Raw genomic sequence first — 22,419 nt, 5'->3', positions numbered from 1 at the left:
GGGTCGGGCTGACGGGATTGCGCCCGTCAGCCCTCCCACACCACCGAACATGCGGTTTTCCGCATCCGGCGGTTGAGCCTAGGGGGCTTTGCCCGCAAGCGTCCACCGAGGTGAGCACCCATTGGACCCCTTCTTGCGTCTGTGCTCGGGACCCGGAAGACTCGACCACCACGCGCCTCGCCCGGTGCGGGAATCCACCCGCTCAAACTCGGCCCGCCGCCCCGGTAGTTGCCGCTGTTGCAACGCCGGGAGCGTGTCGGTGACCTTCGCGCCTTCCACATCCGATCCAGACTGTGGTCCTCTTGCGACTCTTCGGCCCTTCGCTCCGCCCGGCTTTCACCGGGCAGCGGGCGCGCAATAACCCACTGGACCCAAGGCGAGCTCGCCGATGAAGCGATCAAGGCCCGCTCATGTGGCCTTGGCCTGACAACTGACAGGCCCGCGCACTAATTCACCCAGACCTCGACCCGTCGGTTCTTTTCCCGGCCTTCGGGCGTATCGTTGGAGGCGACGGGGGCCTCGTCACACAGGCCAGCCACGCGCGCGACCCGCAGGCCCTCCACGGCCAACTCCTGGCGGACGATCTCCGCGCGCTCCTGAGAGAGTCGACGAAGAGGCCACGGCCCCCGCCCGGGAGTGGCGCGAGTTTGCTGCGGCATTCCGGACAGATGGCCGGGCTGCCGTCCTCCAACTGGATCAAGGCGCCGCTGTCGGCTTTGCCGCACCGACCGCGGTTCGGACAATGATATTGATTTGCCATTGTAGTGGTTTTCCCGTCGTGACCGGTGCGCGTGCACCGGCGTCTGGACCAGGTGCCGCCCAAGGCAAGCCACCGAGGCCAAGTGCCAGGGCGTCGAGGCACTGCCGGTGCGCAGGACGGGAGGATGTGCCAGGCAACACCCCCTAATTAAAGGGGTATGCTAACCGGTTTAGATGACTGTCCGGTTACGGATGACAGGCACCACACGAAAACCATCCCTAGCGGGGGGGGGGAAACCCGCGCGAACGTCCAGCTTGTCGAACACTATGCGACGATCTATCCCACTGACTGGCGTGACTAAAGCAACAGAGGCCGCCCCCATGCAGGAGTGTGCGGAAGGAGGGAACAGGACGTCCCCGAGGACGATGATGGGCGCGTTCTAAGGGTAAAGATGATCGCCTTCATGGGCAAAGGCTGGCGTCAGCAGGGACAGAGGCTCTGCCGCTGAGGGAGGCAAGGCCGGAGAACTTGGCCAACAGCGCGAAAAAACTCTTTTGGCGAAACCTGGAATCTTGTCGATCCCTGGACCATAATTGTCTTGGCAGACTCACGGTTGGGCCAGGCCAAGGCGCCCGTTGAGGGATTTAGACCCGGGGCCGTTGCGTGCCCAGGACAGCCGCGCGATGCCGACAAGGCCATCGAAGAACCGCCACCAAGGACCCCAACATGCCCGCCATGGACCACCTGAAGCCCCGGTTCAATGCCCGGCTGCTCGGTGAGGCCCGACGCGAAAGCCCGGTGGTCCTGGATGACGACCAACGCCGCATCGCCGCGAACTGGGCCGCCAGTGCCTTGCTGGGCCAAAAGGAAGAGCCCCTCCAGGGACAATTCCTGAGCGAGGTCTTCGACCGGCTGCTGGGCTACCGCCAGATCGTCAGCGCCGCCGGCACCCATTACATGGAGCCCGAGACCGGTTCCAAGTCAGTGAAGGGCTACCGCCCCCCCGATGCCCGCCTAGGCTGGTTCGGCACCACCCTGGATCGGACCCGGGGGGTCCTCGAACTCAAGGCCCCCGGCGCCGACCTGGACGCCAAGCAGGGCAGCAACTATGGCAAGCTCACCCCGGTCGAGCAGGCCTTCGGCTATGCGAACAAGGTCGACGGTTGCCGCTGGGTGGTCGTCAGCAATTTCATCGAGATCAGGCTCTACCGTACCGACCGCGGCCAGGGCTACTGTCAGCGCTTCACATTAGAGGAATTGGCGGACCCGGACCGCCTCGCCGCCTTTGTGTTCCTAATGCATCGCAGCACCCTGATGGGACCCGATCCCAGGGTCCAGAGCCCCGTCGAGCGGCTGGCTGAGCACACGCATGTGCAACAGGAGCGCATCACCAAGGCATTCTATATTTTCTACCGGGACCTGCGTCTGGACCTGTTCCACCAACTGCGGGCCGACAATCCGCCGGTGAGCGCCGAGGCCAAGGAGGCCCATGAGGTCCGGCTGCTGGAACTGGCGCAGAAGCTCCTGGACCGCTGCCTGTTCATCTGCTTTTGCGAGGACACCGGCCTGCTGCCGGCAAAGGTGCTGACCAAGGCCCTCGCGGCCAAGACGCAAGGATTCGTGCCGGTGTCGCGCTGGCAGCAGCTCTGCGGGCTGTTCGCCGCGGTGGACAAGGGGCATCCGCCGATGCAGATCAATGGCTACAACGGCGGCCTGTTCGCCACGGCCCCGGCGCTCGACGCACTGATCGTGGCGGACGCCAGCCTGGACGGCATCCGCACGCTCGCGGACTATGACTTAGAGTCCGACCTCAACGTCAACATCCTGGGGCATATCTTCGAGCAGTCCATCGCCGACCTGGAGGCGATCCGCGCCGAGATCCGCGGGGAGGTCGCCGATAAGCAGGGCTCGCGGCGCAAGCGCAACGGCATCTTCTATACCCCGGATCGGATCACCCGCTTCATCGTGGCCCGGACCATCGGCGGCTGGCTGGCGGAGCGCTACGCCGAGATCGAGGCCCGACACCGCACGGGCAAACCCGGCCCGCTCGCCAAGGAGACCCGCCTGAAGGTCTGGTATGACTCCATGGACAACTATGTCCATGAGCACGGCTATCCGGTGCCCTGGAGCCGCTATGGCGCCGCGCCCTGGAGCCTGGAGCCGCCGGCGGTGGATGCCCTGATGGGGAAAATCCGCGAGCGCGGGGTGGCGCTCGCGGAGTTCGTTGGGGCAAGCCCTCATACGGGATCAAGACTGGGCTGAACGAGGCCTTTCTGATCGATGACGCCACCCGTGCGGCGCTGATCCATGATGCCCCGGCTGTGCGGAGGTCATCAAGCCCTATCTGCGCGGGCAGGACATCAAGCGGTGGGTGCCGGATTGGCAAGGGCTCTGGATGATTTTTGCCCGGCGTGGGATCGACATTGATGCCTATCCATCGGTGAAGACACACCTGATGCAATTTCGCGAACGACTGGAGCCGAAGCCCCTGGATTGGAATGCGAAGATACAAGCTGAGTGGCCCGGCCGGAAACCCGGCAAGTATGCGTGGTATGAGATTCAGGACAGCATCGACTACTGGAAAAGGTTCGAGCAACCCAAGATCGTCTATCAGGAGATCCAGTTTCACCCTGCATATGCCTTTTCGAGTGGCTCGCTTTATGGCAATAACAAAGTTTTCCTGCTGCCGACAGCGGACCTCTACTTGCTCGCGGCCCTCAACTCCCCTGTGATCTGGTGGCACAACTGGCACTACTTGCCACACATGAAAGACGAGGCACTGAACCCGGCCGGTTTTCGTATGGAAACCCTGCCGATCGCCGAACCGACACCGGCGATCCGGACCGCGGCCGAGGACGGTGTGGCGTCATTGCTCGCCCTGGCCCAGGAGTCCCAGGACCAAACCCGCGAGTTGCTGAACTGGTTGCGCCTGGAGCTGGCCGTCGACCAGCCCGGCCAACGACTGGAGGCCTTCGCTAACCTGACGGGCGATGACTTCGTGACCGCGGTCCGCAAGCGCAGACCCAAGGGCGCCGCTCGCCTGAGCCCGAAGACCATCACCGACCTGACGCAGACCCACCGGCACTAAACCGAGCCCGAGCGCGCGCGGGCCGCCCGGGTCCGCGCCTCGGAGGGCCGAGTGTCGGACCTGGTGATCCAGGCCTATCGCCTGACGGCCGAGGAGATCGACCTGCTATGGCGCACGGCGCCGCCGCGGATGCCAAGCCTATAACAGAATACCCTTGTGGAGTTCTCATCCCCACGCTTCAGCCTGGGAATGGCGGGCGGGCGCTCAGCATCCATCCGGTCTGGCGACCGGACGCGGGGCGCCCGCTCTCGCTCCCACGCAGTGACGCAGGGGCGTGGGAGCCAGGGCACCCCTGCCATCTGAGGCGCCAACGCCCTTGCCCGGAGCCCCGCGGGCGCCTAAGATCGGCACCCTACCGGATCTTGGGTAATTGAATATCCTATCCCTTCCAATGCGGCCCTGGTCTGCCGTCTCCCTTACCACCGGCAATGCATGCATATCCGTACCAAACTCGCCGTCGGGCTGATCTGCGTCTTGATCGTCAATCTGGCGGCCAGCCTGTTTGGATTTCACCTCCTTAGCCAGGCATCCGACCGGGAGTCGATGGTCCGCGAGACCAGCGCAGAGATCGTCACCACCGCGCTCTCGGCCCAGGTCCACTTCAAGAAGCAAGTCCAGGAGTGGAAAAACGTCCTGCTGCGGGGGCGGGAGCCGGGGCTCTTCAATGAATATTTCGGTCGCTTCGAGCAAGAGGAAGCGCACACCCGCGAGACATTGGCCCAACTGATCGCGTTGCTTACCGGCAGCGGGCAGTCGCATGCCGCCACCAGCCGCTTCCTGGAGGCGCATCGGCGCCTGGGGGCGGACTATCGCGCGGCCCTCACGTCCTATCGTCCACAGGACCCCAGTTCACAACTGGACGTCGATCGGCAGGTACGCAACATCGACCGGGAACCGACCGACCTGCTCGACCAAGTGGTAACCGCCGCCCTCGCCCACAAACACAGGACCCTGACCGAGATCGACCGCTCGACCCATGTCCTGGAGCGGTTGATCCTGGGCGCGATGCTCGGGGTCATGAGCGCGGCGATCCTCTTTCTCACCTGGCTGATTGACCATACCATCGCCCAACCCATCGCGATGGCCACGGTAATCGCCCGCCGCGTCAGCACCGGTGATTTCTCCACCCCCATCCAGACGAGCGGCGCCGACGAACCCGCGCAGATGCTGGCCGCGCTCAAGACGATGCAGGAGAATCTGACCAGCTCCCAGGCAAATCTGCGCCAGAGCGAGGCGCGCTCCCGCCTGCTGCTGGAGTCGACCGGCGAGGGCATCTATGGGGTCGATACGAACGGACTCTGCACCTTTTGCAACCCCGCCGGCGCGCGGACCCTTGGCTACGCAACGCCGGAAGCGCTCCATGGCCGCAACATGCATGAGACCGTCCACCATTCGCAGGCCGACGGCACACACTATCCGGCCTGCCGCTGCCAGGCGACCCTGACCTATCGCGAGGGCATCGCAGCCCGGGTGGATGACGAGGTGTTCTGGCGCGCGGACGGCACCCCCGTCCCGGTGGACTACCATGCCAACCCCATTCATCAGGATGGCCGGCTGGTGGGGGCGGTCATCACCTTCTCGGATAGCACCGCGCGCAAGCAGGCGGAAGCGGCCTTACGCGCGGCGCACGACGCCCTGGCCCGGGAGCGCGCCCAGTTGGCCGAACGGGTACAGCGTCGCACCCTGGCGCTCGACCGCGCGAATGCAGAGCTGGCCCGGACGGCACAGGCGAAGGATGAGTTTCTCGCCGCCATGAGCCACGAGCTGCGAACGCCGCTGACCTCCATCCTTGGGCTATCCGAGACCATGGGCGATGGTCTGCTCGGTGCATTGAACACGCAGCAGGACCGCGCGGTCCATATCATCCACGAGAACGGCGCCCATCTGCTGGAACTCATCAATGACATCCTGGATATGTCGCGGGTGGCCTCCGGGCAGATGGAACTGCGCTGGGACCAGGTGCCGGTGGGCCAGTTGTGTGACGCCAGCCTGCGCCTGATCGGCCCCGCAGCCAAGCACAAGGGGCTGACGGTCTCGGCCACCCTCGACCCCCGGGTGCGGCTCGTGCATGGCGACAGCCGCCGACTCAAACAAATGCTGGTCAATCTGCTGGGGAACGCGGTCAAATTCACGGCGCAGGGCGGGACGATCGGGTTGGATGTGGCGGCCTATGCGCAGCGCGGGGAGATGCGGATCGGCATCTGGGACACGGGTGTCGGTATACCCGCCGACCAGTTCGAGCGCCTGTTCCAGCCATTCGTCCAGTTGGACACCCGGCCCTCGCGCGAGTATGACGGCACCGGGCTCGGCCTGGCGCTGGCATCCGCCATGGCGCAATTGCATCAGGGCCGGATCGAGGTACAGAGCGAGGTGGGGCGCGGGAGTCGCTTCGAAATCATCCTGCCCTGGGATGCCGAGCGCCAGACCGCAGACCAGCCATGCCACGAAGCAGACCCAGTGTGCGCCGCGCAGGCCGAGGCCGAGCCGCTCCAGCGCGCGCTGGTCCTACTGGTGGATGACAATGAAAGCAATCTGGAGCTGTTGTCGACCTATCTGCGGATCAAAGGGTGTGAGGTCGTTGCGGTGCGCTCCGGCATCAGTGCCATCGCCTCGGTCCGGGAGCAACGCCCCGATATCATCTTGATGGATGTCCAGATGCCCGAGATGGACGGACTGGAGACCACCCGGCGACTGCGGGCGGACCCGGCCCTGCGGCGCACGCCGATCATCGCGCTTACCGCACTGGCCATGCCGGGCGACCGCGAACACTGCCTGGATGCCGGCATGGATGACTATCTGAGCAAGCCCATGGGACTCAAGGAGTTGTATGGCGCGGTCAGGCATTGGATCAATCGCACCCGCATGGTTTGATGTGCGCGGTCGCCGACCGCAAAGGGCGCGACGGCAGCGGGCGCTATGAACCAGCTCACGATCAGGTCAAGCGTTATGGTCATTCTCCTTTTCTGGTGTTGCTACCACGGGATCGACATGAGTCATTAGATACAGCACGGGCTGCCTGGTCATCACATTGATCCTGGCCGCACGCGCGATGCCATGCCCTTGTGTCACGGTCAGGCTGCCGTCGATTTCAAGGTGGACATCGGCCAGAATCATGTCGCCGGTCTTGCGGGTCTTGAGTGCATGGATTCCCAGCACGCCCGGGGTCGCCAGGATATCTTGCGCAATCCCCGCAATTTGTTCTTCGGTGGCGGCCCGATCGGTCAGGTCATTCAGCGCCGTCCACCCGAAACTCCACCCCATACGGGCCACCATGAATCCGACGATCAGGGCGGCAACCGGATCGAGCAAGGGAAAACCGATCAAATTACCGCCAATGCCGATCGCCACGACGAAAGAGGACGCGGCATCCGATCGGGCATGCCAGGCATTGGCCACCAACATGCTTGAGCCGACCTTGTGGGCAACCGCCAGCATGTAGCGGAACAGGACCTCCTTGGCCACCAAGGCGCCGAGCGCGACCCACAGGGCGATCGAGCGCACCGTCGGAATGTCCGCCGGCGTTTGCAGCTTATGGACCGCCGCCCAGATCATTCCCAAGCCGACCATGACCAGCAGCCCACCCAGCACCAGGGAGGCGGCGTTTTCATAGCGTTGGTGACCATAATGGTGATCATCGTCAGCCGCCTTATGACTGTGATGCGCGGCGAGCAACACCACAAAGTCCGCCACCAGATCGGAGAGCGAATGAATACCATCGGCAATCAACCCTTGCGATCCCGACCAGATGCCGGCGATCACTTGCGTCATCGTCAATCCAATATTGACGGCCACGCTGATCCAGGTGCAGCGCTGCATTGCCGCTTTGCGCTCCGGTGAGCTTTCCTCGCCGGTTTGTCCAGCCAGGTATTGCAAATCGTTCATAAAATTTTGCCGATAGTGCGCCATCAGGGGTGGCCGACCGACTTAAGGCCAGGCGAGGATCAGCACCCCAACAAGAATGAACAGCCCGCCGGCCACCAATTTGATCGTCACGGCCTCCCCAAGAAAGAGTACTGCCAGGACGATGGCAAAGGCAACGCTCAATTTATCGATGGGGGCCACCAAAGAGGCCGGCGCCAATTGCAGCGCACGGTAATAGAGTAACCAGGAACACCCGGTCGCCAGGCCGGAGAGGACGAGAAAGGCGATGGGGCGAAACCCCGCTGTACGGGGCCACATCCACTCTTCGCGAAAGGTCACGATGCCGGCCGTCATGGCAAGAATCACCAGGGTTCTGATCAGCGTCGCCACGTTGGAGTTCAGTCCCTCCACGCCGATCTTACCGAAGATAGCGGTCAAACCCGCGAAAAATGCCGATCCGAGCGCAAACAGTTGCCAGGACATCATTGACTCCCGCTCGTGGAGGATAGCGAACAGACAATTCTATCCTAAGGCGCTGTGCTTTCACATCGCCGTCACGAGATATTCACCAAAACGTCAGCTTGGTCCGCGATCATGGGACAGCTGGGGCTTGTCAATTACTGGCGCGGGCGGTGTTCAGCGTTGCGGCCGGCGGCCTGTACGCAACCGGTCGAGGCTTTAGCCGGTGGCGGTTCCCGAAATATGCCAGAGAAAGCAGTGGTGCCGACACGCCGGACCGGCTAACGGCCATGGCGCCCGCACTACCCCGCAAGATGAAAGTGGCGGGCGCCTTGGCCGTTCCCCTCCCCGGCCCTCCCCCAATAGGGGAGGGGAAAGCGGAGCGCGCTCCCGGCGCGACTTTCACGGTAAGCCTCGAGCTCCCGCGGTGGACTCCACCGGCCCAGGTCGCGGCGGTCTGCGATCAGTCGGCACGGGCCGCCGCTAGACTCGGCTGGCATGGCGTCTGCGGCCCCAACCGTCTTTGTGACGACAGCAACGCGGATGGGACAGTCAAGACGTCGACTTCAATTTCTGCGACGTGATCCGCTTCAACCAGCCCTACACGGGCAACCACTCCTTAAGCCGCTTCGACCCGGCGGACCTGCGCGGTAAGCAGCTTGGTCATTTTACTGTCATCTGGTTGCGTCATCCTGTCCCCCAAACGAATCACAGGACGAGAAAAATGCTCGCTGTTGCAGAAATGACCCACCTGGACGAGCTGGATACATTCGCGGCCAAAGCTTGGCGCCTCCACCTGCAGGACATCATACACGCTGAGCAGCTCTCTGCTGTTTTTCAGCCCATACTGGATATGCAACAGGCCACGCTGATCGGCTTTGAGGGCCTGATCCGCGGACCGGCCGGCAGCAAACTGCACTCGCCCCTCGAGTTGTTTCGCGTGGCGCGTCACTGCGGCATGGTCGCCGAAGTCGAGCAACTGGCTTGCCGCATCGTACTGGAATCATTCGCCAGACTGGGGCTTCCTGGACGGATATTTCTCAACGTCAGCCCCGACGTCTTACGGCATAAGGAGTCGAAAGCGGATAACACCTTGAAGTTCATCAAACGGCTTGACCTGGTGCCAGACCAGGTCGTTATTGAGATCACCGAAAACATGCCGACGGTGGACTACCCACTGTTGCGCGAGACCACGCGGCATTACCGCAGCATGGGTTTCGAGATTGCCATCGACGATCTGGGTGAAGGTTTCTCCGGGCTGCGCCTGTGGTCGGAAATTCGCCCCCACTACGTTAAGATTGACCAGCACTTCACCCACAACATCCACCTCGACCCGGTCAAGCGGCAATTCGTCCGCTCGATTCAAGAGATCGCCGCCAAGACCGGCGCGCGCGTCATCGCCGAAGGCATCGAGTCGCCGACGGAACTGGCTGTCATCCGCGACCTGGACATCGCATATGGCCAAGGCTACTTCATCGCGCGGCCCGCCGTCTCGCCGCCGCGAGAGGTATCGGAAGACATCCGACGACCCCTGATCCGCGGCCGAATTTACTGGGATAGTCATCTCAAGCATTGGTCATGGAATCGGCCTGCGAAAACAGCCGTAGAGTCGAGTCGGACGAGCCATGTACCTTAGACAACCCCGCATGGCGCAACCTCAACCATCCGACTGGTTAATCAGGCAGCGCGGCGGCGGACAGGATCGGCCATCGTGAGTTCCTTACCAGCCTCAACAGCCGTGAGCGGGAAGCAGACGCCGAGCCAGCCATTCGAAGTCCCGGCCTTCGATTACCAGGCGGGCCGCATCCCGGTCCTGCTAGAGCTCCCGCACGGCGGTCACCTCACGCCGTTCGAGGTCAAGCCCTATTTGCATCCCATGTTCACCCCGGGAGATCGACGGGAGGACTCCGACGAGTTCACCGACGAGCTATACCTTGGCCTGCCCGCCGCGCCCCATGTGCTGCGCTTTATGAGCTGGCGCACCCACGCCGACCCCAACCGTTTGTGCGATGACATCGACGCGGATGGAATCGTCAAGACGCTCACCAGCCTGGGAGTGAAGATCTACCAGTCCGATCGCGGCCTCCCGGCCCAGGTGAGGCAGCAGGTCATTGACCGCTACATCCAACCGCATCGCTTCCGCCTCGCCGAACTCGTCACCAGCCCGGTGATCGAAAAAGTCGCTTTCTGCCACACCATGCCCGGTATCGGGACCCGGGGCGCCGCGGACCAGGGACAGTTGCGCCCGCTCTTCATGTTCGGCAATGCCGGTGACGGACAAGGCAGGCCGTCAAACGATTGCTTCGCCGAGCAAGACCTGCTTCTCGCCCTGGCCGAGATCGTGGAGAGCAGCATCGGCGACCTGGATGTGGACTTCAACTTCTGCGACGTGATCCGCTTCAATCACCCCTATACCGGCAATAATTCACTAACGCGTTTCGACCCGTCAGACCTGCGCGGCAAACAGCCTCTGACCATCGAGATCAACCGCGACCTGATCCTGCATAACCCGGACAACATCGCACCCACGCGTGCCATTGTCGACCGCCTGGTATTGGCCTTGGCGCAGTGGCGCCGCGACTGAATTGCTTCAGTCGCTGGTCCTTTATGAGTTGGCCACCACGGACGGGGTCAGCGGCGGCGCGTTACGGGGTATCCCATCATCAAAGACGCGCTGCCGCCAGACCTTGGGCAAGGCCTCGAACTCGGACGCCGTTACGTACGTCACCTTGAACCCTAACGGTACAATGATACCGAGTCCCGCCACGGCGACGACGGGCTCACCGTCGCAGCATTGCGTGAACGCCCAGATCAACTGCGCGTCGAACTCTTCACCCGAGAACACATGCCTGATCCTCATGGACTAGGCCTCTGCCTGCGCCTTTCCCACCACGCCGTTTCGACCACCACGCGCCAGTTCGCGCCGGCGCTCGCATAATGATATTCTTGGCGCAGACGTTCCAGTTCGTCAGGGCCGGGGTTCGTCTCTTCAGAGTAGTCCAGCACGCCCCCGCGGTGGCCGCCGTCGGTCAGCCGCCACCGCCCCATCGCGTCACGTTGACGTTGCAGCATGAGCCGATGCAGCGCAGCCAGGGGCAGGCTTAAGAAGGATTTGATGCGATTCTCCAGCTCGCGGAATGCCCGGCGAAAGGCCATGATCCGCATCAGCTCATCGCCGGTGACGGTTGCCGGATCATGCACGCCCCAGTGGGCAGTCATGGGTTGGCCCGGCCAAATCGGACAAACCGCGGCCGCCGACCGATCGCCGACGGTCAGCACGAAGTCCATGCGTGGCGCGGCGGCCGCAGCGAATTGCGACCAATCTCGGCAGCACAAACCCGTGGTTGGGAAGTGGTTGCGCCGCAAGGTCTCCAGGGCGAGTGGGTGAATGGTATGACTCCCGGCGCTGTAGCCAACGAAGCGACCTTGTCCAAAGCGATTCACGATATTCTCGCCGAAGACGCAGCAGGCAGAATTTCCGGTGGATAAGAACAAGATGTTATAGAATTTCTGGGTCATGATGGTTGCCTTGGTATGAGGGGCGCACCCCTGTTACTCATCAGCAAGACATTCCAGGCGGTAAACGAGGTAGCCTGGGCGATGATCCAGGCTGCCTTGATGATCGCAGATAGATGTGACAATCGCATGACTTGGCGGGGCCGCAAGGCGATATGACGGCCTGGACTGCGTTCTCCTGGCTGGAATGGCGGCCACTGGTCTAACCGGCATCTTCCCCCAACCACACCAATGCGCTGCCGGTCATGGCCTTGGCCTGCTTCTTGGCCACCGCGGCCAGCCGCGAGATGGCAAGTGGGCTGTTGGCCTGGGATGGGCCGACCGCCTGGCCCGCGATGCTAACGGCGCCGATGGAGAGACAGGTCAAGGGGTGAAATTCGGGGACACCCTTGCGATTGTCGGCGATATAGCCACCCCGCTCAATATCATCCGGACTAAAGAACCGGAGCACCTCACGGTCGAAGTGCGCCAGCGCGTCGACGCAGCAGGCGCGCCAGTCCGAGCGACGGAATACCAAAATGAAGTCGTCACCACCAACATGACCGATAAAGTCCGTCTCCGGGATGGCGTGATCGACGATCAAGGCGTCCCGACCCATGAGCAGGCGACATGGCTTCTTCCCGTCGAGTTCGGCGCGGTAGGGGCGGGCGAAGTGGTCGATCACGGCTGCCCGGGTGATCATCCCGACCGGCACACCCTCGGTCACCACGGGCACCATCTCCAGCGCCGTGTCCATCTTGAAACGGGCGAATACATCGGCATTGGATGCATCGGGTGAGACTGGCGCCACCTGCCGCAAAATGAGGCTGTCTCCCAACGGCTGGTCCCCGGGACGATGCGGGCACCCCGTGGACTGCGGTGGTGCGATGGCGCGCTGGGCCTCCGCCGAGGGGGTATTCGAAGGCCGCGAGATCGGGCGTGCAACCAAGAGCCCCTGGCCATACTCCAGACCGAGGGCATTGAGACAACGCAGCTCGACGACCGACTCGATCCCCTCAGCGACACACAAAATGCCATCTTGCCGCAGCGCCGCACTCAATCCACCGAGCCAAGTCTGGCGTTGGGGGTCGCGCGCGATCCCCTCGACCAATTGGACATCCTCGAGTACGCGCCGCAGGGCCAGCCGCTCCAGATCAGCGAGGCGCCCGCCACGCTCCGCCGCGCCGATCAGCAGCGAGGCCGCGTACAGGGGCGACCCTGATGGTCCACGCACCGCCGCGTCGAAACCGATGGCCAGACCGGTCTGCAGGGAGACGATGGTCTGGAACAGTACCTGAAGGTCAGACTCGTTGAGGATACGTTCCAGCTCATTGGCGACGCCGGACTGCAACGGATCCGTTTCTCGGATAGACATGCGTGACGATGATCACGGCCCGCGAGAGTCGCGGCAGCGCCCTAATCTTTAGTCCGCTTGCGCTTCCCCGTCCCCATAGAAGATGAGGCTCCGAACAGTTGCCCGGGCATCCCGACCATGGTGGGGGCCAAATTCCGGTCGGTCCGGAGTCGGTTGGCCGACCACTTGCTTCCCCGGCGCTCATGGTCATCCTGGCAGGACGCGCACCGGGTCGCGTTGGGCACATACACCAAGCGTTTCGCCGGAATAGTGTCGTCACAGTCGATGCAGGATTGGCGGCCGACGGTAACTCCGGCGTGCCTGCGAATCGCCGCGACCGCCAGTTCGGTCACCTGGTCGATACGACATTGTGCAAGATCGAGTTCGTCAGCGAAGCGTTCCAAGGTTGTCGCCTCCAGATGAGTGGTCACGACACCGGATCATCGCAGGCGAGTATGACAGCCGCATGACTCATGCAGACCCGACAGGAAGTGCCTCAATCCTCAGATGGCACTTTAGAGTAAACTTCTCACGCATGCAGCACCACCGCCATTACCGACGCAACCAAGAAGATCGTCATCGAAATGAAATATTGGGTCACCAACCTGGCAGAGATCGCGGCCATCGCACCCGTGGTGCAAGGGCTCTGGCGGCTGACGGAGGATGCCGCCGAGACCCTGAATCGCACCTTTTTCGACACCTTCGACTGGTCGGTCTACCTGACCGGCGCCACCCTGGAATGGCGCAGCACCGCACTGCCGCCGGTGCTGATCTGGAGCGAACTGAAGCACCCCGACGACGCGCTGATACAGGTCGCACCCTGGGAGCCCGCCTTCCCCGGGGACCTGGCCCCCGGACCGGTCCAGACGCGGCTGATGGCGACCGCGCCCCACCGCCGACTGTTGCCCATCATGGGAATCCAAACGCGCGTCAGGCACTTGGAACTCTGCAATCATCACGACAAGACGGTTGTCCGTTTGGCCATCAAGGAATCCACCTTTAACGACCCGCGCGACGGCAGCACCGGCGCCCTGCGACCACGCCTGCAGATTCTGCCGGTGCGCGGTCATGCGCACGAGGCCGCGACCTTGCGGGAGGCCCTGGCGGGCGTCGTGGGACTGGAACCCGTGGATTTGCCCCTCTTGTTGGAGGCCCTGGCCGCCGCCGGGCGGCGACCCGCGGACTACAGCTCCAAGCTGGATTACCGTCTCGACCCGGCGGCACGCGCCGATCTGGTCACCAAAGAGATACTGCTCGGACTCCTGAGCACCCTGGAGGCCAATCTGGACGGGGCGCGGGCCAATCTGGACTCAGAGTTCTTACACGACCTGCGGGTAGCCACCCGACGCACCCGTGCGGCTCTCGGCCAAGTCCGGGGGGTCTTTCCCGAAGACCTGGTCACGCACTTCAAGGAGGAGTTCACCTGGCTGCAACTGGTGACCGGCCCCATCCGTGACCTCGACGTGTACCTGCTCGATTTCGACACCTATCAGCGGGGGCTCCCGGCCTCCCTGGGCGCGGACCTTGAACCGCTGCGCGACTTTCTGCACTCCTACTATCGGCGTGAACAGGACCGGCTCGTCCAGGCGCTCGCATCGCAGCGCTTCACCCAATTGCGCGGCGACTGGCGGGCCTTCCTGGAAGCACCCGCGGCGGAGCCGGCCACCCCGAATGGCGCGCGCCCGATCAAGGACCTGGCGGATCAGCGGATCTGGGCGTTGGCCAGGCGGGTGCGGCGCGAGGGTCGCGGGATAGGACCCGATTCACCCCCTGAAGACTTGCACGAACTGCGCAAGAGTTGCAAGAAGCTGCGCTACCTCATGGAGTTTTTCCAGAGTCTCTACCCCAAGGACCAGACCCGCACCCTGATCGCGCGGATGAAGGTTCTGCTCGATAATCTCGGTTGCTACCAGGATCTGGCGGTACAGGCCGTCCATCTGCGTGAGTTGGCCGGGCGCATGCGTGATGTGGACCAGGCGGCTACCGAGACCCTACTGGCCATGGGCGCCCTGATCGGCAACCTGCTGGCGCGACAGCAACAGGCCCGGGAGGCCTTCGATCACGTGTTCGATGAATTCCAGAGCGAGGGTAACCGGCGCGCATTCCGTAACCTCTTCCGTCCTATCTGCACCACACAGCCGGGCAACCAACACAGCGACGGAGCACAGAAGCGGCGTCCCAATAAGCGCTGCAAAGACGAGCCCACGTAGGCGGGAAATCGTTCTGTACCTCAAGTTGCGGGGCGACCAAGACGCCATGGCGGGCAAGACAAGAGCCACGTTTGCCGGCGCGGCGGCGGTTGAACGGCGCGCCAACGGGGGCCGCGATCGGGCCCGCGGGACCGCCGACGCTCACGAATAAATCCGGGGTTCCGGTCCGCTGCCGAACGACGCTTTACCCAGACCTGAGCATCCTCACGCGAGACCCCCGCATCGCTGCCGCCCATTGTGACAATTTCATGACATGTCTTTAATGTTTCAGCGAAATTGGTTATGCTCCCGCAACGTCCACACAGAACACGCACCATGAATCAGTCCCGGTTCGGTCGCTGGCGAGATTGCATGTGTCATCCATCCTGCACGGACCCGTGAAAGTGCTACTGATCCGTCGTTTTCGGCCTTCCATGCGCGTATCAGTCGCCAGCGCTTCTTCGACGTATTGGAACAGAAATGCGCGACCAGCTCCCAGGCCGCCCACGACGGCCTGGTCTCGGCCAACCGCGACCGTCGGCCCTTGTTGGGCGTCAACATCGTCGGGCAACTGGAACGTGAATTCTCCGGCCGTACCGACGAGCTCAGGAAGTTCATCCACGACCTGGTTCGCGAGGCCGGGAACTTCCTCGAATTCGACCCGCAGACCGTCGTGCTCGGCGCGGCCAAGGCCCGGGTCTCGCAATGCCTGGTGATCTTGCCCAAGGCGGGGGATCTGGCCGGGTTCAGCGACGACTTGAAGGCACTCTTTCGCGACAACTTCCGGGGCGACGTGCCGGTGGAGTTCATCGAGAGTGACACCAAGCCCAACGAGATCACGCTGCGCGGGCTCACCAATCTGTTCCCGGTGCGCACCCGACTCGGCAAGACGCTGCCGAAGGTTGCCGAGGGCATCGACCTGACCGCCGCCCAACACCTTGAGGATGCCGCCCAAGCGCAACTGGCGAGCGCAGGCTACCAGCACCTCGACCGGCGGACCGAGGTTCAGGCGGGGGTGCGCGAGGAGCTCAGCCGCATCCTCACCGAGCGGCGGGGCGACTTCGAAGACCCGATTTACCGCCGCATCGAGACCGCCGCGCACAGCGCGATTCAAGACCTCAAGAAAATCTGATCCGTCACGGCAGGGGAACACAGCGATGGCGACCGAGTACAAGTGTCCGAACATCGGCAACTGCGACAAGGCCAACCGAGGCGAGCGCATCCGGCTGCCGGATGGCGGCCCGACCACGTGTCCGGAATGCGACAAACGACTCATCCCGGCGCTGGACGACAGTGGCCGCGTCGACAAGCCCTCGATGCTCAGTGGCATTGGGCTCGGTGGCATTGGGGCGGTCTTGGCGCTCGTCATCGGCCTCGTGTGGTATTTCTGGCCCCCGACCCCCGAGTGCCAGGCGCCGCAGGACTGGGACACCGCGAGCAAGACGTGCCGACCCCCGCCGCTGGTGGTCTGTGCAGCGCCGAACGTGCTCGACCCAAGGACAAATACCTGTCAGCCACCGGGACCGTCCGAGTCGCCCCGCTGCACCCTGCCCGCGGTCTTGGACCCGGCGACGCAGACCTGCAAGGAGCCCCCGCCACCGAAGCCCCCAGCCATCGCGGAGACCCTCCTGCGCGTCCACGGCTCCAACACCATCGGCGGCAAGCTGCTGCCGGCCCTCGCCGAGGCATTCCTGACCCAAGCGGGTTACGCCAACGTCCATAAGGTGCCCAGCGTCAAAGAAGAGGAAAGTGTCATCGTCGGTGAGCGTAACGGGGTGGAGAAACAAATCGAAATCCAGGCCCACGGCTCCAAGACCGCCTTCTCGGGCCTCAAGGCCGGGCTCGCGGACATCGGCATGTCCTCGCGTCCGATCAAGGACGATGAATACAAGGCCCTCCTGCCCACCCTTGGCGATCTGCGGTCCAACGCCAGCGAGCACGTCCTGGCGCTCGACGGTATCGCCATCATCGTCCACCAGTCCAATCCACTGAAAAACCTGACCCTCTCGCAACTCGCAGAGATTTTCGGTGGGACCGATACCAACTGGTCACAGGTCGGAGGGCGTCCGGGCGACATTGCAATCAATGCCCGGGACGAAAAGTCCGGAACCTGGGACTTCTTTAACGAGGCAGTGCTGCTGAGAAGGGCCAAGACCCTCGCTACCACGGCCAAGCGTTTCGAGGACAGCAGCAAACTCTCGGAGGCCGTCGCCAAGGACCCATCTGGTATCGGGTTCATCGGGCTGAGCTATGTCGGCTCGAACAAGGTCATCGCGTTGGCCGATAATGGCGTAGACCCGCGTAGGCCCACCCTCGGCACGGTAAAGACCGAGGACTACCTGCTCTCGCGACGCCTTTATCTCTATACAGCAGAAAGCCCGGCCAACACCAACGTCGTCAAGTTCATCGAGTTCGCCCTGTCCGACGCGGGCCAGTCAGTCGTTGAACACACTGGACTCGTCACGGTTTCCATCACCGAGCCGACCGCCATGAGCGAGAGGGAACGAACAGACGACCCCCGAGCAAAGTCGACCAAGTGGCGCGAACTCACTGCCAGGGCCACCGCTGAGATTGGCACCCGGTTCCGGTTCCGTTCGGGTACCTCCGAATTGGATACCCGGGCCATTCGCGACATCGGGCGGGTCACGGGCATTATCGAACACGGCAAACAAAAAGGCCGCTCGTTGATACTGATCGGTTTCGCCGACGCCAAGGGCAGCCATGAGGCGAACTGCCGGCTGTCCCGGGAGCGGGCGGAAATTGTAAGACAGGAACTCGCCGCCGACGGATTGAGCTTCGATCAAGTGATCGGTCTGTGCGAGGAAGCCCCAGTCGCCTCTAATGAGACACCCGAAGGCCGGGAAAAGAATCGGCGAGTCGAGGTATGGGTTAAATAACGCAGGGGCATGGCGTAAGCGAGCGCGGTCGCCGCCGGGCATATCGCCTGGCCGACGCGCTTCCCGCCAGACCGACCGCGCTGCCCAAACACCTGCCCCAAGAGCGCCTGAGGCCAGTATGCCATTCGCCCATCACTATCCCTTCGATCCCAGCTACGGCTACAGTCTGGATGGCCTGCGCGCGGTAGAGCCGCCCCCCGAGCCCGCCGATTTCATCGCCTTCTGGCGTGCCCGCTATGACCGCGCCGTCGCGCTAACGTCGAACCCCCGCCTGGGGCTCGCGGCTGCCGCTGATTCGCGCTTTCGCGTCCAGGACCTGGAATACGACTCCACCGATGGGTTCCCGATTCGCGGCTGGCTGTTGACGCCCTGCTCCGGACCGCCAAGGTGCGGATTTGTGCTGGGGCATGGCTATGGCGGGATCGACAGCCCGCCGCTGGCTCTGCCCCGCGACGACTGTGCCTATCTGGTGCCCTGCTTCCGGGGGTTAAGCCGCAGCCGCCGCCCGCCGATCTCCGCGGACCCCAACTGGCATGTGCTCCACGATATCCATCTGCGGGACCGCTACATCCTGGGCGGCTGCGTGGACGACATCTGGACCGGGGTGTCGGCCCTCCTGGTGCTCTTCCCACGGCTGGCCGGGCACATCGGCTATCTCGGCATCAGCCTGGGTGGCGGCCTCGGGGCCATGGCCCTGGCCTGGGACGAGCGGATCGGTCGGGGCCATCTCAATGTGCCCAGCTTCGGCCACCAGCCCTTGCGGCTGGTCCTGCCCAGTACCGGCAGCGCCAGTGCCGTGCAGCGCTTCGCCGACACGCAACCTCACGTCCTGGAAACCTTGGCCTATTACGATGCTGCCGTCGCCGCCAGGCATATCCGCCAGCCCATGCATGTGGCCGCCGCGGCCTTCGACCCGGCGGTTGCCCCGCCGGGACAGTTCGCGGTCTATAACGCTATTGCGGGCGACAAGCGGCTCTTCGTGCTCGCGGCCGGGCATTTCGACTATGCCAACCGGGCGCCTCAGGAACAAGCCCTGCTGACTCAGTTAGGGGCCTTCTTCGCACCACTGTGAGACGACGTCACGTCATCGCAACCTTGGCGCACTAGAATTGCTGCGTTACCCTCCGCCATGTTTGGTAGCGCAAAATGAACCGTGAATACCACCGTTGGTACAGTGAGCGACTCGGTCGTACGTATCTCGCCGGCCTGAACTGTCCGGAGCGTCTCGCGGCCTTGCGGCGTATGGACATCGTACTTGTCATCGGCAATCGGGACCCGTTCCTGGACAACAATCGTTATCTGAGCCGCCTGCTGTGGGAGAAGGGCGTCAGGCATGACCTGCACGAATGGGACGGCCGCGCCCATCAGGGCTACCATTGGCGGCGCATGGCGCCCCTGTATGTGTAGGTCGTGAGCGAGCGCTTCAACAGCATCACCCACTTGGTTGGCGCCGTGCTGGCGCTGATCGGGGGCACCGTACTGGTGACCCTGGCCGGTATCGAGGGTGGAACCCTGCGCATCGTCGGCTTCAGCGTGTATGGGGTGACGCTGTTCCTGCTGTACCTTTCATCGACCTTCTATCACAGCCTGCGGGGGCGCGCCAAGAAGGTCTTCCTGATCCTCGATCACCACGCGATCTATCTGTTGATCGCCGGCACCTATACGCCATTCACGCTGGTCGCCCTTAAGGGCAAGACCGGCGTGTGGCTGCTCGGCGCCGTCTGGGGACTGGCCATCATCGGTATGGTCACCGACACCCTGCGTGGTGGGGGGGGACGCCTGCTGTCGGTCGGCATCTATCTGCTGATGGGCTGGCTGATCCTGTTCGCCCTGGATGACATCAGCGCCGCCCTGCCCCCGGCCGGTGTCGCGTGGCTGGTGGCGGGCGCACTCATCTACACCGTGGGGGTGATCTTCTACCTATTCGGCAACTGCTGGCCCTGGTGCCACGGGATCTGGCACCTGTTGGTGCTGGCGGGGAGCGCCAGCCACTATTTCGCGATCGTGCTTTATCTCTAAGCGAGGCGAACACCATGAGGCCTATCTGGCCGGGTGCCGGGGCGCCGTTGAGCAAACTGGAAGACTGGCTGCAATTTCCCTGGGAGTAAGCCGGTCACAACCAAGGAGATCGAGCAGATGAGTCCCTTAATGGACCTCAGCCGCCCGGTCCCCGTCCGAACAACTGATAGAGCGTCAGTACGATCTCGAAAAGGATCAGGATCGTGATGTACCACTCCACCCGCGCCGACCGCTTGGTCTGGAGGAGATCGAGCAGGGTGCCGGCGGTGTCGTTGATGACGGTCAGCTTACGTTCCAGGGCGACTTGACGCTCGCGGACCTCGAACTCCGCCTCCAAGCCGAGGAACAGGCGCTCCAGGTCCGGCCGCTCCCAGATCACCTCGGGTTTGTCGCCGACCTCCGCCCGCCCGACCAGACGGTGCTGAATCAGCAGGGTCTCGCCAATATGACGGATCAGGCCGCGGGCGCGCCGCGCCCCGCGGCCGTGCCGATGCAGTTCCTCGGCCAAGGGCTCGATGCGGTCGAAGGCGCGTGCCACCTGGGCCTCTTGGTCCGCCAGCAACACGCTCTTGCCCAGCACGTCCGCCACGATCTGCAGGCGTACCGCGTCGGCGTCGCAGAGGGTCAGCCGGTCGCGCTCGATCAGGTCGCCGCGTTTGCTGTCGATGACGATGCCGAGCGTCTCGGTCTCGGGCGTCATCAGGGGTTCGAGGACGCAGGGGGCCAGCAGTTGCAGGAAAGACACCTCCACGTTGGGCGGCACGTCGAACAGCACCGCCGCGCCGTAGCGCATCAGTACCGCCCACCCACCGCCGCTGACCGCAACCACCAGTGGATTCAGGGCCAACGGCTCCACATGCGTGAGGTGGCGGAGATCCAGGCGGCGGCCCAACAGCAAGGCGCGGGCGTTGACGGTCGGCGCCTGCGGCGCGATGGCGTTCATCAATGGCATCTGGTTTCTCTCTGGCGGGTCTGCGCACAGTGTGCCACCGCGGGGCGGCAGCGGCAAAGCGCCGGGGGGCCGGTCGGCCCTGAGGCATCGCCCTGTCGCCGGCTGACATTCGGCGATGCCGAGTCCATTATTGCAGACTAAAGCGAGGTCTTGATGAACGTGACGTGACGGTTATGTGTCCGTTGGTGTAACCGCGCCGCGCGAGAGAAATCGATCGATGGCGGTGTATAGTCCCGCCCCGGACGCAGGGCGCCGCTGCAACACGCCTGGCGCCCGACGGGTCCTTGGCCCCAACCCCAACCAGCGAAAGCCGAACCCGGTTGCCGCCCGCGGGGCCTGGCCGCGGCCGCCCGCGGAGGCGATCGACGTCGCCCGGCGGATGGCGCAGCGCAAGGGGTTTGATGATTGAATCTTTCCACCAAACCCATTCGGGAGTTGAAGTCCATGTTCCGACCTTTTTCAAAAGTCTTTGCAAAACTCGGCTGGCGGTGGTCGCTGCCACTGATCCTGCTCATCCTGGCAGCGTTGTTTTATCTACTCGCCATCATCGTCAGCTGGTCCGACTATTTGCCGTTCAACACCTATTCCGAGGGCTGGCGTATGGGCACCCTCTCCAAGGTCAGCGTGCGCGGCAACCCGGTCTTCAAGTCGGTGGAAGGCGAGTTGCTGATGGGCAACGACAGCAGTGCTGCGGTCGTCAAAGACGGCGATCAGGTGCAGTTCACCAACCCCTGGGAGTTCTCGGCCCGGCGCTCCGAGCTGCCGGCGATTCAGGAGTTCACGGGCCGGGCCGTCGCCATCCATTACCGCCAGCTCAGGTTCCAATTGACCCGCATCAACGGCGATACGGATTACCGGGTGGTCGAGGTCAAACGGGTCAACCCCGATGCCGCCCCGCGCGGCTGCGGGGCCGAGGGGTCCGCCGGCGCCACCCGCTCGGACGGCGAGCGCGTCGGCTACATCGCCAAGGTCAGCCGCCGCGGCAATGTGCTCAAGAGCGACGAGGTGATCGTGCAGCTCGGTAACGCCGGCAATCAGTTCCAGGCCATGTCGATCCTGAATGACCAGATCGCCACCTGCGCGCTGGACTTCCTGAAGAGCGGTCAGCGGGTGCGGGTGAACTACCGGCAGAGCCTGATCCGCAACCCCGCCCGGCGCGACACGACCTACGACATCATCGGCATCTGGCCGGCGCCGAAGACGCCCTGAGGCTGGCCGGGGAATCAGTGCGGATAGGGGCCAGGATCGAATACGTTGCCGCTGCGGAAACAGCCCGGCGCTTGGCCGGAAGCTCGCGCGCGGGCCTTGATCGTTATTCCGGCCATCCCGCGAACATTCGTCGCGGCCTGGGGGCCGCTCCTACCTGCGTAGGAGCGGCCCCCAGGCCGCGACGGGTTGCCGCAAG

19 protein-coding genes and 1 pseudogene are annotated in these 22,419 nt (G+C 63.7%); 12 read left to right on the top strand and 8 right to left on the bottom strand.

Annotated features, from left to right (window positions below; all coding sequences use genetic code 11):
* Positions 1-446 precede the first annotated feature (446 nt).
* A complete protein-coding gene (locus tag QZY44_RS30265) occupies positions 447-659 on the bottom strand; it encodes a hypothetical protein (protein WP_295456477.1) in 213 nt (70 codons plus the stop codon).
* A 767-nt stretch (positions 660-1,426) separates the two neighbouring features.
* Between QZY44_RS30265 and QZY44_RS30260 the strand changes: the two genes are divergently transcribed.
* The 3 genes from QZY44_RS30260 to QZY44_RS30250 all read left to right on the top strand — a co-directional run bounded on the left by QZY44_RS30260 (position 1,427) and on the right by QZY44_RS30250 (position 6,659).
* Positions 1,427-2,962 (top strand): type IIL restriction-modification enzyme MmeI, encoded by a 1,536-nt coding sequence (locus QZY44_RS30260; RefSeq protein ID WP_295456475.1) that lies wholly within the window; start codon positions 1,427-1,429, stop codon positions 2,960-2,962.
* A gap of 109 nt (positions 2,963-3,071) precedes the next feature.
* Positions 3,072-3,788 (top strand): hypothetical protein, encoded by a 717-nt coding sequence (locus QZY44_RS30255; RefSeq protein ID WP_295456473.1) that lies wholly within the window; start codon positions 3,072-3,074, stop codon positions 3,786-3,788.
* 432 nt (positions 3,789-4,220) lie between these two features.
* The gene (locus tag QZY44_RS30250; protein ID WP_295456471.1) at positions 4,221-6,659 is read left to right on the top strand and encodes a response regulator; all 2,439 of its coding nucleotides are present in this window, start codon (positions 4,221-4,223) and stop codon (positions 6,657-6,659) included.
* Between the two features lie 66 nt (positions 6,660-6,725).
* Here QZY44_RS30250 and QZY44_RS30245 read toward each other — a convergent pair whose 3' ends face one another.
* Both QZY44_RS30245 and QZY44_RS30240 read right to left on the bottom strand, forming a co-directional pair.
* Positions 6,726-7,670 carry a cation diffusion facilitator family transporter gene (locus QZY44_RS30245; RefSeq protein ID WP_295456468.1) on the bottom strand — a complete coding sequence of 315 codons (945 nt, stop codon included), beginning with the start codon at positions 7,668-7,670 and terminating at the stop codon, positions 6,726-6,728.
* A gap of 42 nt (positions 7,671-7,712) precedes the next feature.
* Complete coding sequence (locus QZY44_RS30240; protein WP_295456466.1) at positions 7,713-8,135, bottom strand: EamA family transporter; 423 nt, start codon at positions 8,133-8,135, stop codon at positions 7,713-7,715.
* Between the two features lie 553 nt (positions 8,136-8,688).
* On the opposite strand from QZY44_RS30240, the gene QZY44_RS30235 reads away from it, so the two are divergent.
* Both QZY44_RS30235 and QZY44_RS30230 read left to right on the top strand, forming a co-directional pair.
* Positions 8,689-9,744 carry an EAL domain-containing protein gene (locus tag QZY44_RS30235; RefSeq protein WP_295456464.1) on the top strand — a complete coding sequence of 352 codons (1,056 nt, stop codon included), beginning with the start codon at positions 8,689-8,691 and terminating at the stop codon, positions 9,742-9,744.
* 75 nt (positions 9,745-9,819) lie between these two features.
* Entirely contained in the window at positions 9,820-10,692 is an 873-nt protein-coding gene (locus tag QZY44_RS30230; RefSeq protein WP_295456463.1) for an N-formylglutamate amidohydrolase, read from the top strand.
* 21 nt (positions 10,693-10,713) lie between these two features.
* Here the strand turns inward: QZY44_RS30230 and QZY44_RS30225 are convergent, their stop codons facing one another.
* The 4 genes and pseudogenes from QZY44_RS30225 to QZY44_RS30210 all read right to left on the bottom strand — a co-directional run bounded on the left by QZY44_RS30225 (position 10,714) and on the right by QZY44_RS30210 (position 13,310).
* A complete protein-coding gene (locus QZY44_RS30225; protein ID WP_295456461.1) occupies positions 10,714-10,968 on the bottom strand; it encodes a hypothetical protein in 255 nt (84 codons plus the stop codon).
* A gap of 182 nt (positions 10,969-11,150) precedes the next feature.
* Positions 11,151-11,630: pseudogene (locus QZY44_RS30220) on the bottom strand (arsenate reductase ArsC); the annotation flags it as partial.
* Between the two features lie 196 nt (positions 11,631-11,826).
* Positions 11,827-12,978: an EAL domain-containing protein gene (locus QZY44_RS30215; RefSeq protein ID WP_295456459.1), complete on the bottom strand. Its 1,152-nt coding sequence runs from the start codon at positions 12,976-12,978 to the stop codon at positions 11,827-11,829.
* A gap of 41 nt (positions 12,979-13,019) precedes the next feature.
* On the bottom strand, positions 13,020-13,310 hold the full coding sequence (locus QZY44_RS30210; protein ID WP_295456479.1) for a TraR/DksA C4-type zinc finger protein: 291 nt from the start codon (positions 13,308-13,310) through the stop codon (positions 13,020-13,022).
* A gap of 231 nt (positions 13,311-13,541) precedes the next feature.
* On the opposite strand from QZY44_RS30210, the gene QZY44_RS30205 reads away from it, so the two are divergent.
* The 6 genes from QZY44_RS30205 (at position 13,542) to QZY44_RS30180 (ending at position 20,062) form a co-directional block, all read left to right on the top strand.
* Positions 13,542-15,167, top strand: coding sequence for a CHAD domain-containing protein (locus QZY44_RS30205; protein WP_295456458.1), 1,626 nt, complete (start codon positions 13,542-13,544; stop codon positions 15,165-15,167).
* A gap of 448 nt (positions 15,168-15,615) precedes the next feature.
* Positions 15,616-16,278 carry a hypothetical protein gene (locus QZY44_RS30200; protein ID WP_295456456.1) on the top strand — a complete coding sequence of 221 codons (663 nt, stop codon included), beginning with the start codon at positions 15,616-15,618 and terminating at the stop codon, positions 16,276-16,278.
* 25 nt (positions 16,279-16,303) lie between these two features.
* Entirely contained in the window at positions 16,304-18,043 is a 1,740-nt protein-coding gene (locus QZY44_RS30195; protein ID WP_295456454.1) for a substrate-binding domain-containing protein, read from the top strand.
* Positions 18,044-18,161: 118 nt separating this feature from the next.
* On the top strand, positions 18,162-19,115 hold the full coding sequence (locus QZY44_RS30190; protein ID WP_295456453.1) for an acetylxylan esterase: 954 nt from the start codon (positions 18,162-18,164) through the stop codon (positions 19,113-19,115).
* Between the two features lie 74 nt (positions 19,116-19,189).
* Complete coding sequence (locus tag QZY44_RS30185) at positions 19,190-19,450, top strand: hypothetical protein (protein WP_295456452.1); 261 nt, start codon at positions 19,190-19,192, stop codon at positions 19,448-19,450.
* A gap of 3 nt (positions 19,451-19,453) precedes the next feature.
* Positions 19,454-20,062 (top strand): hemolysin III family protein, encoded by a 609-nt coding sequence (locus QZY44_RS30180; protein ID WP_295456451.1) that lies wholly within the window; start codon positions 19,454-19,456, stop codon positions 20,060-20,062.
* Between the two features lie 136 nt (positions 20,063-20,198).
* On the opposite strand, the gene QZY44_RS30175 is transcribed toward QZY44_RS30180, so the two are convergent.
* Positions 20,199-21,014: an RMD1 family protein gene (locus QZY44_RS30175; RefSeq protein WP_295456450.1), complete on the bottom strand. Its 816-nt coding sequence runs from the start codon at positions 21,012-21,014 to the stop codon at positions 20,199-20,201.
* A gap of 444 nt (positions 21,015-21,458) precedes the next feature.
* Between QZY44_RS30175 and QZY44_RS30170 the strand changes: the two genes are divergently transcribed.
* Complete coding sequence (locus QZY44_RS30170) at positions 21,459-22,223, top strand: hypothetical protein (protein WP_295456448.1); 765 nt, start codon at positions 21,459-21,461, stop codon at positions 22,221-22,223.
* Positions 22,224-22,419 lie beyond the last annotated feature (196 nt).

Origin of the sequence: uncultured Thiodictyon sp., assembly GCA_903837595.1 — a bacterium.
Taxonomy (GTDB): Bacteria; Pseudomonadota; Gammaproteobacteria; order Chromatiales; family Chromatiaceae; genus Thiodictyon.
The sequence above is the reverse complement of the archived record's forward strand: the minus strand, read 5'-3'. Positions and strand labels throughout refer to the sequence as shown.